A 17,224-nucleotide genomic window follows, 5' to 3' on the forward strand; every position below is an offset into this window, starting at 1 on the left:
CCTCACGCCTTCGGAGACGGCTCGAAGGTGTTCACCATGGCGTGCGCCGCCCGCTCCAGGTAGTCCCACAGCGTCGCCTCGTGGACGGGCGAGAGCTGGAGCTCCTCGACGGCGGCGCGCATGTGCGTCAGCCATCGGTCGCGCGCGTCGGGGTCGATGTGGAACGGCGCGTGGCGCATCCGCAGCCGGGGATGGCCCCGGGTCTCGCTGTACGTCGTCGGGCCGCCCCAGTACTGCACGAGGAAGAGGAGGAGGCGTTCCTCCGCCGCGGCGAGGTCCTCCTCCGGGTACATCGGTCGGAGCACCTCGTCGTGCGCCACGCCCCGGTAGAACGCCGCGGCGAGCCTCTCGAAGGCGGGACGCCCGCCGACCTGCTCGTAGAAGGTCCCGACTCCGGGCGGACGGAGGCCGTGCGATTCGCTCACTTCTCCGGGTCCTGTCCGTCCTCGGGCGTCTCTGCACGGGTCGTCTCCGAGCTGGGCGTCTCTGCGGCGGGCCGGGAGGGCGCGGGCGCCGCGCGAGGCCGCCACGACGGTCGCTCCGGCAGGCTGCTGGAGAGCGTCGGCGGGTTCGCGCCGCGCACGCGCAGGGCCCCCTCCGCGCCCTCGAGCTGCGCGGTGGCGATGCCGGTGAGCTCCAGCCCCTCCGCCGCGATCGCGTCGCGCAGGCGGTGGCGCAGCTCGCGGGCGACGTCGTCCTTCGCCGTGGGCTTGGCCTTGATGACGATGCGGATCACGAGCGTGTCCCCCTCGAGCGACTCCAGGCCCCACACCTCCGGCTCGCCGATCACGCGCGAGCGCCAGCGCGGATCGGCCGCGAGATCGGTGGCGGTCGTGCCGAGGAGCGCCTCGACGTCGTCGATGTCGACGTCCTTCGGCAGCGTGAGGTCGAGGACGACGCGCGACCAGCCCTGTGTCATGTTGCCGATGCGCAGGATCTCGCCGTTGCGGACGTACCAGAGCACGCCGTTGACGTCGCGGACGTGCGTGATGCGCACGCTGACGAACTCCACCACGCCCGTCGCCAGTCCCAGATCGACGACGTCGCCGATGCCGATCTGGTCCTCCGCGACGACGAAGATGCCGTTGAGCACGTCCTTGACGATGTTCTGCGCGCCGAAGCCGAGCCCCGCGCCCACGGCGGCCGTGAGGAGCGAGAGGGAGGCGAGGACGTCGGGGGCGAGGTAGCTCACGACGAGCACGAGCGCGATGATGACCATCGCGATGTTGACGACGTTGGTGAGGATGGAGCCGAGCGTGCGGGTCCGCTGCACGAGGCGCACGGACGCGAGCGGCGACCGGTCGAGGGCGCGCGTGTCGTCGACCTTCGCGCGGCTCTTCGCGCCGTCGACGATGCGCTTGACGACGCGGCGGATCAGGATGCGGAGCACCCAGGCGATGAGGATGCACGCGAGCACCGCGATGACGGCGCTGAGAAGCTGCAACCCGAAGTTGCCCAAGCCCGTGAGGAGGTCCTCCCAGAAGGTCGGGTCTGTCACATCGGGTGTCGTGTCGGTCGTGTCCGTGCGCAGCATCATCCCCTCGATCGTACGGCGCGAGCCCCGGCGGATCCTCTGGATCTCACTGGGGCTCGCTGAAAACGCGTGTCGCTACTCGGCGTCGCGCTCCTGCGCGGCGATCGCGCGCTCGACCCCCGCGAGGTTCTCGGCGACGATGCGCCGCAGCGCGGCGGGCGCGTCCGGGTTCTCCGCGAGCCAGGCACGGGTCGCCGCGCGCAGCTCCTCGCTCGCGAGGGGCGCCGGGTAGAGCCGCTCGACGAGGTACGACGCGATCTGGAAGGTGCGCGTCTCCCACACGGGGAGGAGCATCGCGAAGTACCTCTCCACGTACGGCGCGAGCTGCTCGCGCGACGCCGGGTGCACGAAGCCCAGCGCCGCCGCGCGGACGATCGTGTTCGGCAGGGCGTCGCTGTCGATCAGTGAGGCCCACGCGGCGGCCTTCCCGTCGACGGTGGGGAGCGCCGCACGCGCCTGCGCGGCGGACTCGGCGCCCTTGGCGGTGTTGTCCGCTGCCAGCGCCGCGTCGATCGCGTCGTCGTCCACGACCCCGCCCGCCGCGAGCGACACGAGCAGCTGCCACGAGAGGTCGGTGTCGATCGTCAGGCCGTCGAGGACGGTCTCGCCGTCGCGGAGACGGCGCACGTCGTCCCAGTGCGCGGGCGTCGACGCCGCGGAGGCGAAGGCGGTCGCGAGCTGGAGCTGCAGGTCTCCTCCGGGAGCGGCCTGCTGCAGCAGCGACCACAGGCCGTCGGCGACCTTGGCGCGCGACTCCTCGCGGGAGGCGGGGGCGACATAGCTGTTCGCGGCGAGCTGCAGCTGCCCGAGGGTGGTGCGGACGGTGGTGGACTCGCTCTCGCGGCCGACGTTGCGCAGGACGAGATCGATGTACTCGCTCGCCGGGGTCTCGGCGTCGCGGGTCTGGTCCCATGCGGCGCCCCACACGAGGGAGCGCGCCAGCGGGTCGGCGATGTCGGCGAGGTGGTCCACCGCGGTTGCGAGGCTCCTGTCGTCGAGGCGGATCTTCGCGTAGGCGAGGTCGCCGTCGTTGAGCAGCACGAGGGCGGGGCGGCGCAGTCCCTTGAGCTGCGGCACCTCGGTGAGGTCGCCGTCGACGTCGATCTCGATGCCGTGCGTGCGCGCGAGGACGCCGTCCGCGAGGTCGTAGAAGCCGATGCCCAGTCGATGGGGCCGGATCGTCGGATAGTCGGCGGGCGCCGTCTGCGTGATCGCGAAGCGCGTGATGCGGCCGTCGTGATCGTCGTCGATGACGGGCGAGAGCGTGTTGACGCCGGCGGTCTCCAGCCACTTCCGGGACCACTGCGACAGGTCGCGCCCGCTCGTCCGCTCGAGCTCGACGAGCAGATCCGACAGGGTCGTGCTGGAATACGCGTGCGTGCGGAAGTAGGCCCCGACGCCCTGGAAGAACGCGTCGATGCCGACCCAGGCCGCGAGCTGCTTCAGGACCGACCCGCCCTTGGCGTAGGTGATCCCGTCGAAGTTGACCTGCACGTCCTCGAGATCGGAGATCTCGGCGACCACCGGGTGCGTCGACGGCAGCTGGTCCTGACGGTACGCCCAGGTCTTCTCCATGGCGTTGAACGTGGTCCAGGCCTCGGTCCACTCCGTGGCCTCGGCCGTGGCGATGGTCGACGCCCATTCGGCGAACGACTCGTTGAGCCAGAGGTCGTTCCACCACTTCATCGTGACGAGGTCGCCGAACCACATGTGGGCGAGCTCGTGCAGGATCGTGACGACGCGACGCTCCTTGACGGCGTCGGTGACCTTGCTGCGGAAGACGTAGGTCTCCGTGAACGTCACCGCTCCGGCGTTCTCCATGGCGCCGGCGTTGAACTCCGGCACGAAGAGCTGGTCGTACTTCGCGAAGGGGTAGGGATAGCCGAACTTCTCCTCGTAGTACGCGAAGCCCTGGCGCGTCTTCTCGAAGACGTAGTCCGCGTCGAGGTCCTGCCAGAGGCTCTTGCGCGCGAAGACGCCGAGCGGGACCACCCTGCCCGACGCGGAGGTCAGCTCGGAGCGCGCCTCCTCGTACGGACCCGCGATGACGGCCGTGATGTACGAGGAGATGGGCGGCGTCGGCTCGAAGCCCCACGTCGCGTTCACGCCGTCGTCGTGCGGGATGGGCTCGGGCGTGGGCTGGTTCGACACCACCTTCCATGCGGCGGGCGCGGTGATCGTGAACTGGAACGTCGCCTTGAGGTCGGGCTGCTCGAACACGGCGAACACGCGGCGGGAGTCGGGCACCTCGAACTGCGAGTACAGATAGACCTCGTCGTCGACGGGGTCGACGAATCGGTGCAGCCCCTCGCCCGTGTTCGTGTAGAGGCAGTCGGCGTCCACGACGAGCTCGTTCTCGGCCTCGAGGCCGTCGAGCCGGATGCGGGCGTCCGCGTAGGCGTCGGCGGGGTCGATCTCCCGGCCGTTGAGCGTGATCTCGCGCACATCGTGTGCGATGAGATCGACGAACGTGCGCGCACCGGGCGTGGCGCCGAACCGCACGACGCTGCGCGAGCCGAACACCTCGCCGCCCTTGGTCAGGTCGAGCGCGACCTCGTACGTCCGCGTGTCGACGATCGCGCGACGTTCCTGCGCCTCGTCGCGTGTGAGGTTCTCTCCTGGCACTGGTTTCACTCCCATGGGATAGGGGACCGAGATCTCCGGGCGTTCGGGTGACGCCTGCGGCAACCCGAACAGCCTACGTGCTCAGCACGGACGGCTGACGGAAACCGCCACGGGGACGAGGCCGTCGAGCCTGGACGTTCCCTGGTCACGCGCATTTCTACGAAGGTGCGAAAATGAGGGGGTGAGCATCAGCGACGCCCTTGCACCGGCCGTGGTCCCCTTCGCATCCGAAGCGGCGGCGCCGGGCGATCCGTTCGTCGAGACGCCCGTGGCGTACGACGCCGTCCTGCTCAGCAGCTTCGGCGGACCCGAGGGGCAGGACGACGTCATCCCCTTCCTGCGGAACGTCACGAACGGGCGGGGCATCCCCGACGAGCGTCTCGAGGAGGTCGCCGTCCACTACCGGCACTTCGGGGGCGTGAGCCCGATCGGCGCGCAGAACCGCGCGCTGAAGGCGGCGCTCGAGGCCGAGCTGGCCCGACGGGGCCTCGACCTCCCCGTCTACTGGGGCAACCGCAACTGGGCGCCGTTCCTGGACGACGCGGTCCGCGAGGCCCACGCGGACGGGCACCGCACGCTGCTCGCCATCGCCACGAGCGCGTACAGCTCCTACTCGGGCGACCGGCAGTACCGCGAGGACTACGCCCGGGTGCTCGCCGAGACCGGTCTGGGGGAGGGCGAGGACCCCGTGACGATCGACAAGGTACGCCTCTTCTTCGATCACCCGGGCTTCGTGGAGCCGTTCTACGAGGGCGTGCGGGACGCGTTCGCCGGCTTCCTGGAGGACGGGACCGCCGCGGAGAGCATCCGCGTGCTCTTCTCCACGCATTCGATCCCCACCGCCGACGCCGACCGCTCGGGTCCGCGCGACCGCGAATGGCCGGAGGGCGGAGCGTACGCGGCACAGCATCGCGCGGTGGCCGCGCACATCATGCGACGGCTGGGCGAGGAGCTCCCGGCCGCGCGCGGCGCGGGGTGGAGGCTCGTCTACCAGTCGCGATCGGGGCCCGCCTCCCAGCCGTGGCTCGAGCCCGACGTGAACGACGTCATCGCGGAGCTGCCGGGCGAGGGGGCGGAGGCCGTCGCGATCGTGCCTCTCGGCTTCGTCAGCGACCACATGGAGGTGCTGTGGGACCTCGACAACGAGGCCACGGCCTCGGCCGCCGCGGCCGGGATCCGCTCGGTGAGGACCCGGACGCCGGGCGTCCACCCGGCGTTCGTCGCGGGTCTCGTCGACCTCGTCGAGGAGCGTCTGCACGGCACGCCCGCGGGCGAGCGTCCGCACCTCACGGAGCTGGGCCCCTGGTACGACGTCTCGCGGCCGGGCGACTGCGAGAACGCGCGGCTGGGCTTCCGGCCCGCCGCCGCCGGCCTGGCGCCGTGATCGTGCGCGCGCTCCCGCCGCGGTGAGGGAGAATCGAGTTCATGCGCATTCACATCGCGACCGATCACGCCGGTCTCGAGTTCTCGACCCGGCTCCAGCACCATCTCGCCGCGCAGGGCCATGAGGTCGTCGACCACGGGCCCGTCGACTACGACCCGGTCGACGACTACCCCGCGTTCTGCATCCGCGCCGCCCAGGCGGTCGTCGACGACCAGCGGACGGGGGCCGAGGCGCTCGGCGTGGTCTTCGGCGGCTCCGGCAACGGCGAGCAGATCGCCGCGAACAAGGTCCAGGGCGTCCGAGCGGCCCTCGTGTGGAGCCTCTCCACGGCAGAGCTCGCGCGCGAGCACAACGACGCGAACGTCATCGCCATCGGCGCGCGCCAGCACACGTTCGAGGACGTGACGAGCTTCATCGACAGGTTCGTCGCCACGCCGTTCTCGCACGACGAGCGTCACGTGCGGCGCATCGCGCAGGTGGGCGCCTACGAGCGCGACGGGGTGCTCGTCGACGGCCCGGGCCCGCGGAAGGTCTCCTAGAGCGCATGCCAGAGGGTCACTCCGTCCATCGGATCGCACGGCAGTTCGGCCGCAACTTCGTCGGGCGCGCGGTGCACGCCGAAAGCCCCCAGGGGCGCTTCGCGCAGGGCGCGAAGCTCCTCGACGGCCGGGTCCCGACGAGGGCCCAGGCGGTCGGAAAGCAGATGTTCCTCGAGTTCGACGAGGAGCTGTGGCTCCGCGTGCACCTGGGCCTCTACGGCGCCTGGGACTTCGCGGGCGAGATCCTCGTCGACCCCACGATCGCCTCGGCGAACGGGCGCATGGGGCAGACGAACCAGCGGGGCACCGATCTGCCCGGCGGCGGCGTGGCGATCCACGACGACGCGGGGGAGAACTCCCTGTCCTCGATCGGCGCCCCGCGCAGGGCACGGGTGCACGTGCGGATGTCGGAGCAGACGAAGGGCATCGACGAGGCGGACGGTCTCGCGCCCGAGGATGCGCCGTGGCCGCCTCCCGTCGTGGGCCAGGTGCGGCTGCGGCTGCTCACGGAGGCGACGTGCGCCGACCTGCGCGGACCCACGGCGTGCGCGGTCCAGACGCCCGATGAGATCGCGGCGGTCATCGCGAGGCTCGGACCCGACCCGCTCGTCGGCGACGTGGCGGAGGGCGAGGAGCGCTTCCTGTCGGCCGTGCGCCGCCGCGGGGTCGCGATCGGCCAGCTCCTCATGGACCAGTCCGTCGTGAGCGGCATCGGGAACGTCTACCGTGCCGAGATGCTCTTCCGTGCGCGGCTCGACCCGCACACGCCCGGCGACGTCGTCCCGGAGGAGATCGTGCGCGGGCTCTGGCGCGACTGGGTGTCGCTCCTGCGGATCGGCGTCGAGACCGGGCAGATGATGACGATGGACGGGCTCGACGGGGAGGCGTGGCGACGTGCCATGGCCCGTCGCGACGACCGGCACTGGGTCTATCACCGCGCGGGCCTCCCATGCCGTGTCTGCGGCACGGAGATCGTGCTCGAGGAGATGCAGGCGCGCAAGCTCTACTGGTGCCCCACCTGCCAGCGGTGACGCCGACGCGCTGAGCGGCAATAGCATCGATCCATGAGGCAGAACCCGTCCTACGCCATGACCGACCTCGCCGAGATCCGGCGGCTCGTCGACCGCAACCCGTGGGCGACGCTCGTCAGCGCGACGGACGAGGGACTCGTCGCCTCGCACTACGCCGTGCTGCTCGACGACGACCGCGACGACCTGACCGTCGTCGGGCACGTCGGCAAGCCCGACGACCTCATCCACGGTCTGGGCGAGCGCGAGCTGCTCATCGTGTTCCAGGGCCCGCACGGCTACATCACGCCGCGCTGGTACGGCGAGGGGAAGGCCGTGCCGACGTGGAACTTCGTCACGGCGCACCTCTCCGGCGTGCCCGAGATCCTCTCGACGGAGGAGAACCTCGTCGTGCTCGACCGCCTCGTCGCGCGCTTCGAGAACACGGCCGAGGATCCGCGCCTCCTGTGGGAGAGGCCGAACGACGCGGACTTCGTCGAGCGGCTCGAGAAGGGGACGACGGGCTTCCGCCTCACGCCGACGAGGCTCGTGGCCAAGCGCAAGCTCAGCCAGAATCGTCCCGACGAGGTGATCGAGACGATCATCCACGGGCTCGACGGCGACGGCCCCTACCGGAATCCCGGGCTCGCGGCGGAGATGCGCCGGGCGCAGGACGCCCGCACGGCGGCGAAGGGCGACAGAGGATGAACGGCGGCGACCGCGTCGACGTCGTCGCGAACACGCGCATCGCCGGCGAGGGTCGCGAGCTGCTGGCCCATCCCGACGTCGAGACGGACGGGGTGTACGACGTCTGGGTCGGCGACGGCCGGATCTCCGACATCGCTCCCGCCGGGGCTCTCCGGCGCAGGGGCGGGGTCCTCGACGCGCAGGGCGCCTGGCTCGTGCCGGGGCTGTGGGACCATCACGTCCACTCCCTGCAGTGGGCGCTCGCGCAGACGCGGCTCTCCGTCGAGCACGCGGCGTCGCCCGGTGAGGCCGCGTGGGCGGTGCGCGCAGCGGATGTCCGCAGCGACGGCCGCCGTGTCGGCGTGCGGGTGCGAGACGGCCTCTGGACGGAGCCGCCGAGCCTCGCCGTGCTCGACGAGGCGACGGGCGAGGTGCCGACGTACCTCGTGAACTCCGACCTCCACAGCGTGTGGCTCAACTCCGCGGCGTTCCGGCGCGAGGGCGTCGTCCCGCCCGACGCGACGGGGATCCTGCGCGAGGAGCCGGCGTTCGCGGTCCAGGCGATCCTCAACGCCGTGCCGCAGCCGGACGAGGACGCGGCGCTCGACCGCGTGGTGCGGCAGGCGGCGGCGCGCGGGGTCGTCGGGATCCAGGACCTCGAGATCGCCTGGAACGCCGACCGGTGGCGGCACCGCGTCGCGCGGGGACACGACGCGCTGCGCGTCCGTTTCGACGTCTACCCCCATGACCTGGGTCGCGCCATCGCGGAGGGCCTCGTCACCGGACAGGCGCTCGACGGCGGCGGGCTCGTGCAGGCGGGCATGCTCAAGGTCATCTCCGACGGCTCCCTCGGCACGCGCACGGCCGCGACGTCGCAGCCGTACCCCGGCGGTCACGACCACGGCGTCGTCGCGGTCGGGCCGGAGGAGCTCGTCGAGCTCGTGACGCGGGCCGCGGGCGCCGGCATCGCCACGACCGTCCACGCGATCGGCGACGTCGCCAACCGCCACGCGCTCGACGCCTTCGCGGCGGCGGACGTGCCGGGGCGCATCGAGCACGCGCAGCTCGTCGCGCGCTCGGATCTCCCGCGGTTCGCGCGGCTCGGGGTCTCGGCGAGCGTCCAGCCCGAGCACGCGCTCGACGACCGCGATCTCGTCGAGCGCAGCTGGGACGCCCAGACGGCCGTGGCCTACCCGCTGCGAGAGCTGGCCGAGGCGGACGCCACCGTCCTCCTCGGCTCCGACGCGCCGGTGGCGCCGCTGGACCCCTGGATCTCGATGGCGGCCGCCGTCTTCCGCGCGCGCGACGGTGGCGAGGCTTGGCGTCCGCATCAGGCGCTGGACGCCCGCACGGCGCTGGCGGCGTCGACGGACGGCGGCTCGACCGGGGGAGCCCGCATCCTCCCGGGCGGCAGGGCCGACCTCGTGCTCGTCGCGCACGACCCGCTGGCGGCATCCGCGGAGCGGCTGCGGGCCATGCCCGTCCACGCGACCCTGCTCGGCGGCCGGATCACCCACCTGGCGTGACACGCCGAAGGCCCCGGTCCGTGCGGACCGGGGCCTTCCGACGAGGAGAGGGGACCGGGACTACTCGGCGACGTGGGCCGCGAGGAACCAGCGGTCCTTCTCCAGGCCCGCCTTGATCTCGATCGCGACGTCCTGGCTCGTGAGATCGACCTCGTCGAGACCGTCGATCGCGGCCTGCAGGTCGGCGATCACGGTGTCGATGTCGGACACGACGCCGCGGATGACGGCGTCGGACTGCGCGAAGCCCGCGGGGGCGCCGGTGGCGGGGACCTTGCCGGCGACCGCGCCCAGACGCGCGTCGATGGGGAGGCCGAGGGCGACGATGCGCTCCGCGGCGAGGTCGGCCCAGCCGTGGGCGTGGTCGACGAGCGTGTCGAGGAACTCGTGCACGCCGATGAAGTTGGCGCCGCGCACGTGCCAGTGCGCCTGCTTGCCGTTGACGCCGAGCGCCTGGAGGCCGAGGACGACGGGGGAGAGGAACTGTGCCGAGCCGGCGGCGACGGTCGGGTCGGCGGCGGTGGCGGAGACGGTCTGCACTTCGGTCATGGTGTTCTCCTTCGTCAGCGGGGCGCGGTCCACGCCCCTCGTTGACTACAACGGTACTCGGGGCAGGACATTCCGCAACCAAGTTGAGGCTCGGCTAAATCGCAGGTCAAGGTGTGAAAGCAAGGCTTACCGTACCCGAGTGGCGATGGCGGCGGGATCGTGCGCCCCCTAGGGTCGCGTGCATGACCGTCTCTCCTCATGCGACCGTCCTCGGCCTCGACGACCTGGTCCCGGCGATCGCTCGCGACGCGTTCGTCGCCGACGGGGCGCGCGTGGTCGGCGACGTCGTCCTCGGCCCCGGATCGAGCGTCTGGTACAACGCGGTGCTGCGGGGCGACACCGGGGCGATCCGGGTCGGAGCCCGCAGCAACCTCCAGGACAACGTCTCGGTCCACGTCGGCGGCGGATTCGACACGATCATCGGCGAGGACGTGTCCGTCGGCCACAACGCCGTCGTCCACGGCTGTCGGATCGGCGACGGCACGCTCGTCGGGATGGGGGCGGTCGTGCTGCAGGGAGCGGAGATCGGCGAGTCGTGCCTCGTCGCCGGCGGCGCCGTGGTGCTCGAGGGCACGGTGGTGCCTCCGCGGAGTCTCGTCGCGGGGGTCCCGGCGAAGGTGCGTCGTGCGCTCTCCGACGACGAGGCGGCCGCGCTCGCGCGGAACGCGGCGAGCTATCTCGACCATGCCCGGCGGCACGAGGCGGCCCTCTCCGCGAAAGGGGCATGACGCGGGGCCCGCGCCGACGCGCCGGGGGCGCGCGTGCGACCCGTGCGTTCGGATCGAGCCCGCGCGTGGGATAGTATCGATCCCGCTGCCGGACGCAGTCCGGGGCCGTAGCTCAATGGTAGAGCCCCAGTCTTCCAAACTGGTCACGCGGGTTCGATTCCCGTCGGCCCCTCTCCCTCACCTCCTTCCTGGCAAGGTCATCGCCCATCGTCGGCTAGACTTTCGGGGGCCGTTTCGTGTTCCCGATCGCGGGGATCCCGCGGGGCGTAGCTCAGCTTGGTAGAGCGCCCGCTTTGGGAGCGGGAGGCCGCAGGTTCAAATCCTGTCGCCCCGACCAACGGCCCGTCCAGACCTCAGCCCGCGTCGCGTACCGTGCGCGGGTCCGTCACAAGGAGAAACGAACCAGCATGGTGAACAGCACCGTCGAGAAGCTCAGCCCGACTCGGGTGAAGCTTCACATCACGGTCAGCCCCGAGGACCTCAAGCCCAGCCTCGAGCACGCGTATGAGCACATCGCCCGCGACGTGCAGGTGCCCGGCTTCCGCAAGGGCAAGGTTCCCGCTCCGATCATCGACCAGCGCATCGGCCGCGGCGCCGTCATCGAGCACGCCGTCAACGACGGCCTCGACGGGTTCTTCCGCGCGGCGGTCGCGGAGAACGACGTGAAGGTCCTCGGACGCCCGCAGGCCGACATCGTCGAGTGGCCGAACGAGAAGGACTTCTCGGGAGATCTCGTCGTCGACGTCGAGGTCGACGTGCGCCCCGACTTCGAGATCCCCGCCTACGAGGGACTCACCGTCACCGTCGACGCCGTCGAGGTGGACGACGCCAAGATCGACGAGGAGCTCGACAGCCTCCGCGCACGGTTCGGGACGCTCGTCCCCGTCGAGCGTCCCGCCGCCCAGGGCGACTTCGTCGAGCTGGACCTCGTCGCCCGGATCGACGACGCCGAGATCGACCGCGCCGAGGGCGTGTCGTACGAGCTCGGCTCCGGCGAGCTGCTCGAGGGCATCGACGAGGCCATCGACTCGCTCACCGCGGGGGAGGACACCACGTTCCGCTCGAAGCTGGTCGGCGGCGACCACGCGGGCGAGGAGGCCGAGGTCTCCGTCACCGTGAAGGCCGTCAAGGAGCGCGAGCTGCCGGAGGCGGACGACGACTTCGCGCAGATCGCGAGCGAGTTCGACACCATCGAGGAGCTGCGCGAGTCGCTCAAGGAGACGGCGCAGTCGCGCGGGGCGTTCTCCCAGGGGTCCGCCGCACGCGACAAGCTGGTCGACACGCTCCTCGAGGCCGTCGACATCCCCGTGCCGGCGAGCGTCATCGAGGACGAGGTCCACCGTCACCTCGAGCAGGAGAGCCGCCTGGAGGACGACGAGCACCGCGCAGAGGTCACGGAGGCGAGCGAGAAGCAGTTCCGCACGCAGATCCTCTTCGACGCCATCGCCGAGCAGCTCGACGTGCAGGTCTCGCAGGACGAGTTCACGCAGTACCTCGTCCAGGCGTCCGGGCAGTACGGCATGTCGCCTCAGGACTTCATCCAGGCGCTGCAGGAGGGCAACCAGCTCCCGGCGCTCATGGGGGACGTGTCGCGCAACAAGGCGATCGCGATCGTGCTCGGCAAGGTCTCCGTGGTCGACACCGACGGCAATCCGGTCGACGTGACCGACTTCGCCGCGGTGGACGACGAGGTCGACGAGTCGGACGCCGACACCGACGGCGACGCCGAGGAGCCCGCGGCGGAGGCCGAGAAGCCCGCGACGCGCAAGGCGAAGAAGGCCCAGGAGGCCGAGAAGGGCGAGTAGTCCCGCCCGCGTGGGGAGGGGGACGGATGCCGTGGCATCCGTCCCCCTCTTCGCGTCCGGCGACACGGGCTATGCCCAGGGCGAACACGGACGGAGCGGCGAAATCACGCCGGTAATGTCGATCTCGACGCATCACCGAATGGAGTGAGTTAATGGCCGAACCGCTGATGGCACAGAGTGCTTTCGACAGGCTTCTGAAGGATCGCATCATCTGGCTGGGCTCGGAGGTGCGCGACGAGAACGCGAACGAGATCTGCGCGAAGATCCTGCTCCTCGCCGCGGAGGACTCCGAGAAGGACATCTACCTCTACATCAACTCGCCCGGCGGCTCGATCACGGCCGGCATGGCGATCTACGACACGATGCAGTTCGTGCCGAACGACATCGTCACCGTGGGCATCGGCATGGCGGCCTCGATGGGCCAGCTGCTGCTGACGAGCGGCACGAAGGGCAAGCGCTACATCACGCCGAACGCCCGCGTGCTGCTGCATCAGCCGCACGGCGGCTTCGGCGGCACCGCGAGCGACATCCAGACGCAGGCGGAGCTCATCGTCTCGATGAAGAACCGTCTCGCCGAGATCACCGCGGCGCAGACGGGCAAGTCCGTCGAGCAGATCAACGAGGACGGCGACCGCGACCGGTGGTTCACGGCCGAGGAGGCGCTCGCCTACGGCTTCGTCGACTACATCCGCGAGCACGCGCAGGACGTGGCGGGCGCCGGCGGCACCGACCGCGAAGCGAACTGAGGCGAGAGACAAGGACGCAACACGCATGAACACCCCCTATACCGGCGGCACATCGCCGCAGGGCCTCCAGCTCCCGAGCAGCCGCTACATCCTGCCCCAGTTCGAGGAGCGCACGGCCTACGGCTACAAGCGCCAGGACCCCTACAACAAGCTCTTCGAGGACCGCGTGATCTTCCTCGGCGTCCAGGTCGACGACGCGTCGGCCGACGACGTGATGGCGCAGCTCCTCGTGCTCGAGAGCCAGGATCCCGACCGCGACATCATCATGTACATCAACTCCCCCGGCGGCTCGTTCACCGCGATGACGGCGATCTACGACACGATGCAGTACATCTCGCCGGAGATCCAGACCGTGGTGCTCGGTCAGGCCGCGTCCGCTGCGGCGGTGCTGCTCGCCGCCGGCGCGCCGGGCAAGCGCCTGGCCCTGCCGAACGCGCGCATCCTCATCCACCAGCCCGCCGTCGGGGAGTCCGGACACGGGCAGGCGTCGGACATCGAGATCCAGGCCGCGGAGATCCTCCGGATGCGCACCTGGCTCGAGGAGACGCTCGCGAAGCACTCGAACAGGTCGCAGGCCGAGGTGCACAAGGACATCGATCGGGACAAGATCCTGGGCGGGTCCGAGGCCGTCGAATACGGCCTCGTCGACCAGGTGCTGACCACCCGCAAGCGCACGCCGCTGGCGAAGTAGGACCGTCGAGGACGCCCCGGACCCGCCTGCGCGGTCCGGGGCGTCCTCGTCGATGCCGCGTCGATCCGCGTCGGTGTCGGCGGCAGCGGTTAGGCTCGAGTACGACCCGCACGGGAACCCAGGAGGAGATGGATCATGGCTCGCATCGGTGAGAGCGCCGACCTGTTCAAATGCTCCTTCTGCGGCAAGAGCCAGAAGCAGGTGCAGCAGCTGATCGCCGGACCCGGCGTGTACATCTGCGACGAGTGCGTCGAGCTCTGCAACGAGATCATCGAAGAGCGGATGGCCGAGTCCAATGCGGAGGGCGGGGTCGCCGAGTTCGATCTGCCGAAGCCGCGCGAGATCTTCGGCTTCCTCGAGGAGTACGTGGTCGGGCAGGAGCCCGCGAAGCGCGCCCTCGCCGTGGCGGTCTACAACCACTACAAGCGCGTCCGCGCCCGCGGCGAGATCAAGTCGGCCGAGCAGAAGGCCGAGGACATCGAGATCGCGAAGAGCAACATCCTCATGCTCGGCCCGACCGGCTCGGGCAAGACGTATCTCGCCCAGACGCTGGCCAAGCGGCTCAACGTCCCGTTCGCGGTGGCGGACGCGACCGCGCTCACGGAGGCCGGCTATGTGGGCGAGGACGTCGAGAACATCCTGCTGAAGCTGCTCCAGGCCGCCGACTTCGACGTGAAGCGCGCCGAGACCGGCATCATCTACATCGACGAGGTCGACAAGATCGCCCGCAAGGCGGAGAACCCCTCGATCACGCGCGACGTGTCGGGCGAGGGCGTCCAGCAGGCGTTGCTGAAGATCCTCGAGGGCACCGTCGCATCCGTCCCCCCGCAGGGCGGGCGGAAGCATCCGCATCAGGAGTTCATCCAGATCGACACGACGAACGTGCTGTTCATCGTCGCCGGCGCGTTCGCCGGTCTCGAGGACATCATCTCCTCGCGCGTGGGGCGGCACGGCGTCGGCTTCGGCGCGCCGCTGCAGGACAAGCGCGACGACGGCTGGCTCTTCTCGGAGGTGCTCCCGGAGGACCTGCACAAGTTCGGCCTCATCCCCGAGTTCATCGGTCGTCTTCCCGTCATCGCCTCCGTCGGCCCGCTCGATCAGGACGCGCTCATGGAGATCCTCACGGTGCCGCGCAACGCGCTCGTGAAGCAGTACCAGCGCATGTTCGAGCTCGACGGCGTCGACCTCGACTTCGAGGAGGACGCGCTCCGCGCCATCGCCGACCTCGCCGTCGGCCGGAAGACGGGCGCCCGCGGGCTCCGCGCCATCCTCGAGGAGGTGCTCGGGCCGATCATGTTCGAGATCCCCTCCTCCGACGACGTCGCGAAGGTCGTCGTCACGCGCGCCGCCGTGGAAGAGGGCGCGGCGCCGACCGTCGTGCTGCGTCAGCGCAAGAAGAGCGCGTAGCCCCGGCCCCTCCTGCCGCGGGACCGCGCCTGCGTCAGCCGACGTGCACGTCGGGACGCAGCCCGCGGCGAGGCTCGGCGCGGCGCAGCACCTCGCGCGTGACGGGCGCGATCTCGCCCGTCCCGAAGACGAGGAACCTCAGCATGTTCGACGCGGGGTTGCCCTCGTTCCACTCGAAGTAGACGTCGGGGACGACACCCGTCTCGTCGCGGATCGCGAGCAGGACGGCGGCGATCGCGTTCGGCACGGATCCTCCGCGCACGTGGACGATCCGGTACCCGTCGTGCTCTTCCCCCACGACGACGAGATCCTCCTCGAAGTCGGAGGAGTCGCCGATGTGCACCTGCAGGAAGATGACGTGCGCGGTGCTCGGGATGCCGTTGAAACGGCGTTCGTTGCGGAGCTTCTCGGCGAACTCCGTCGCCGTGCCCGAGCCCGGCTCCTTGGCCACGACACGCACCGCGCGGTGCCGCTCGGCGTCGTGTCGGATGAAGGAGAGGGCGCGCTCGTCGAAGGTCACCGACCTCGCGCGCAGCTGGAACGAGCGAGGCACCCGGGACAGGAGCGAGACGGTCACGATGCCGAGGATGAAGAGCCCGGCGATCCGCACGCCGTCGGGGCGCTCGACGACGTTCACGATCGTCGTGGCGAGGAAGACGGCCGCGATGACGGCGAAGCCGATGGCCGCGCCCGGGCGGTGCCGGCGGCGCGCGGAGAGGGCGACCGCGATCGACGCCGAGGTGATGAGCACGAGCACACCGGTCGCATACGCCCCGCTCTGCGCGTCGACGTCGGCCTCGAACACGATCGTGATGAGGAACGCGATCGCGGTGAAGACGATCACGAGAGGCCGCGTCGCGGACGCCCAGCGCGGCGCCATGCCGTAACGGGGGAGATAGCGGGGGACGAGGTTGAGCAGGCCGGCCATCGCCGAGGCGCCCGCGAACCAGAGGATCAGGACGGTCGCGGTGTCGTACAGCGTGCCGAACCCCTCGCCGAGCAGCGCGTGGGCGAGGTACGCGAGTGCGCGCCCGTTCGCCGCGCCCCCGGGGAGGAACTCCTCCTGCGGGATGAGCAGCGTCGTCACGAGGCCCGAACCGAGGAGGAAGACGCTCATCGTCAGCGCTGCGGCGGTGAGGAGTCTCCGGGCGCCCCTGATCCGCCCGGTGGGACGCTCCTCGGTGTCTCCGGCGGCCCCGCGGATCTGGGGCATGACCGCCACGCCCGTCTCGAACCCCGAGAGCCCCAGCGCGAGCCGGGGGAAGACCAGGAGAGCGATCGCGATCGCGGCGACCGGGTCTCCGTGGGCGGCCGTGAGGGCGCCGAGCCAGTCGTCGACGACGACGGGGTGCGCGACGACGTCGGCGAAGGCCGCCACGAGCACCACGGCGTTGAGGGCGAGGAACGCGCCCACGAGGACGACGGCGATCGAGATGGCACCGCGGAACCCCTTCAGGAACACCGCCCCGAGGAGGGCGACGAGGAACAGCGTGAGGGGCACCTCCATCCCGTCGAGCCAGGCGGGGACGAAGGGGTTCTCGACGATGTGGGCCGTGGCGTCGGCCGCCGACAGCGTGATCGTGATCATGAAGTCGGTGGCGGCGAAGCCGAGCAGCACCAGCACGAGCAGCTTCCCGCCCCACCAGGGCAGCAGCCGTTCGAGCATCGCGATCGACCCCTCGCCGTGCGGGCTCTCCTTCGCGACCTGCCGGTAGACGGGGAGAGCGCCGAACAGCGTGACGAGGACGAGGACGAGCGTGGCGATCGGGGAGAGCACGCCTGCGGCCAGCGCGGCGATCGCCGGCTGATAGCCGAGCGTCGAGAAGTAGTCGACGCCCGTGAGGCACATGACCCGCCACCAGGACGCCCCTCCGCGCCCGTCCGGCGTGTTCGCGTGCCGGGAACGTCCGGGTGCCGACATGGTCTCCGCGCTCTCGATGAGCATCTCTTCTCCGCCTCTCCGGGGGTCAAACCAGTCAACGGTAGCCCCGCGCCCGGC

The 17,224-nt window shown here is 70.8% G+C and carries 15 protein-coding genes and 2 tRNA genes; 12 read left to right on the forward strand and 5 right to left on the reverse strand.

The window, feature by feature from the left end:
- Positions 1-2: 2 nt before the first annotated feature.
- The 3 genes from N8K70_RS07885 to pepN all read right to left on the reverse strand — a co-directional run bounded on the left by N8K70_RS07885 (position 3) and on the right by pepN (position 4,159).
- Entirely contained in the window at positions 3-425 is a 423-nt protein-coding gene (locus N8K70_RS07885; protein ID WP_317141039.1) for a globin, read from the reverse strand.
- Entirely contained in the window at positions 422-1,537 is a 1,116-nt protein-coding gene (locus tag N8K70_RS07890) for a mechanosensitive ion channel family protein (RefSeq protein WP_317141040.1), read from the reverse strand. The genes N8K70_RS07885 and N8K70_RS07890 overlap by 4 nt, the downstream gene beginning before the upstream one ends.
- Before the next feature lie 72 nt (positions 1,538-1,609).
- The gene (gene pepN, locus N8K70_RS07895) at positions 1,610-4,159 is read right to left on the reverse strand and encodes an aminopeptidase N (RefSeq protein WP_317141197.1); all 2,550 of its coding nucleotides are present in this window, start codon (positions 4,157-4,159) and stop codon (positions 1,610-1,612) included.
- A gap of 187 nt (positions 4,160-4,346) precedes the next feature.
- On the opposite strand from pepN, the gene N8K70_RS07900 reads away from it, so the two are divergent.
- From N8K70_RS07900 to N8K70_RS07920, 5 genes are read left to right on the forward strand one after another with little or no spacing between them, the layout of a single operon-like run.
- On the forward strand, positions 4,347-5,543 hold the full coding sequence (locus tag N8K70_RS07900) for a ferrochelatase (protein ID WP_394357832.1): 1,197 nt from the start codon (positions 4,347-4,349) through the stop codon (positions 5,541-5,543).
- Between the two features lie 41 nt (positions 5,544-5,584).
- Entirely contained in the window at positions 5,585-6,082 is a 498-nt protein-coding gene (locus N8K70_RS07905; RefSeq protein WP_317141042.1) for a ribose-5-phosphate isomerase, read from the forward strand.
- A gap of 5 nt (positions 6,083-6,087) precedes the next feature.
- Positions 6,088-7,113, forward strand: a complete 1,026-nt coding sequence (locus N8K70_RS07910) for an Fpg/Nei family DNA glycosylase (RefSeq protein WP_317141043.1) — start codon at positions 6,088-6,090, stop codon at positions 7,111-7,113.
- A 33-nt stretch (positions 7,114-7,146) separates the two neighbouring features.
- Entirely contained in the window at positions 7,147-7,797 is a 651-nt protein-coding gene (locus tag N8K70_RS07915) for an FMN-binding negative transcriptional regulator (protein WP_317141044.1), read from the forward strand.
- A complete protein-coding gene (locus tag N8K70_RS07920; RefSeq protein ID WP_317141045.1) occupies positions 7,794-9,302 on the forward strand; it encodes an amidohydrolase in 1,509 nt (502 codons plus the stop codon). Before N8K70_RS07915 ends, N8K70_RS07920 begins: the two co-directional genes overlap by 4 nt.
- Positions 9,303-9,362: 60 nt before the next feature.
- On the opposite strand, the gene N8K70_RS07925 is transcribed toward N8K70_RS07920, so the two are convergent.
- Complete coding sequence (locus N8K70_RS07925) at positions 9,363-9,848, reverse strand: Dps family protein (RefSeq protein WP_317141046.1); 486 nt, start codon at positions 9,846-9,848, stop codon at positions 9,363-9,365.
- Between the two features lie 182 nt (positions 9,849-10,030).
- Here N8K70_RS07925 and N8K70_RS07930 point away from each other — a divergent pair, with 182 nt between their 5' ends.
- The 7 genes from N8K70_RS07930 to clpX all read left to right on the forward strand — a co-directional run bounded on the left by N8K70_RS07930 (position 10,031) and on the right by clpX (position 15,225).
- A complete protein-coding gene (locus N8K70_RS07930) occupies positions 10,031-10,576 on the forward strand; it encodes a gamma carbonic anhydrase family protein (RefSeq protein WP_317141047.1) in 546 nt (181 codons plus the stop codon).
- 101 nt (positions 10,577-10,677) lie between these two features.
- Positions 10,678-10,748: transfer RNA gene (locus N8K70_RS07935), tRNA-Gly, on the forward strand.
- An 88-nt stretch (positions 10,749-10,836) separates the two neighbouring features.
- A tRNA-Pro gene (locus N8K70_RS07940) sits at positions 10,837-10,913 on the forward strand.
- A gap of 70 nt (positions 10,914-10,983) precedes the next feature.
- Entirely contained in the window at positions 10,984-12,381 is a 1,398-nt protein-coding gene (gene tig / locus N8K70_RS07945) for a trigger factor (protein ID WP_317141048.1), read from the forward strand.
- A gap of 152 nt (positions 12,382-12,533) precedes the next feature.
- A complete protein-coding gene (locus N8K70_RS07950; RefSeq protein WP_317141049.1) occupies positions 12,534-13,127 on the forward strand; it encodes an ATP-dependent Clp protease proteolytic subunit in 594 nt (197 codons plus the stop codon).
- Between the two features lie 25 nt (positions 13,128-13,152).
- Positions 13,153-13,818, forward strand: coding sequence for an ATP-dependent Clp protease proteolytic subunit (locus N8K70_RS07955; protein WP_317141050.1), 666 nt, complete (start codon positions 13,153-13,155; stop codon positions 13,816-13,818).
- A 135-nt stretch (positions 13,819-13,953) separates the two neighbouring features.
- On the forward strand, positions 13,954-15,225 hold the full coding sequence (clpX, locus tag N8K70_RS07960; RefSeq protein ID WP_317141051.1) for an ATP-dependent Clp protease ATP-binding subunit ClpX: 1,272 nt from the start codon (positions 13,954-13,956) through the stop codon (positions 15,223-15,225).
- A gap of 34 nt (positions 15,226-15,259) precedes the next feature.
- Here clpX and N8K70_RS07965 read toward each other — a convergent pair whose 3' ends face one another.
- On the reverse strand, positions 15,260-17,170 hold the full coding sequence (locus tag N8K70_RS07965; protein WP_394357819.1) for an APC family permease: 1,911 nt from the start codon (positions 17,168-17,170) through the stop codon (positions 15,260-15,262).
- Positions 17,171-17,224: the final 54 nt, after the last annotated feature.

Source organism: Microbacterium sp. AB (assembly GCF_032878875.1).
GTDB classification, from domain to species: Bacteria; Actinomycetota; Actinomycetes; order Actinomycetales; family Microbacteriaceae; genus Microbacterium; species Microbacterium betulae.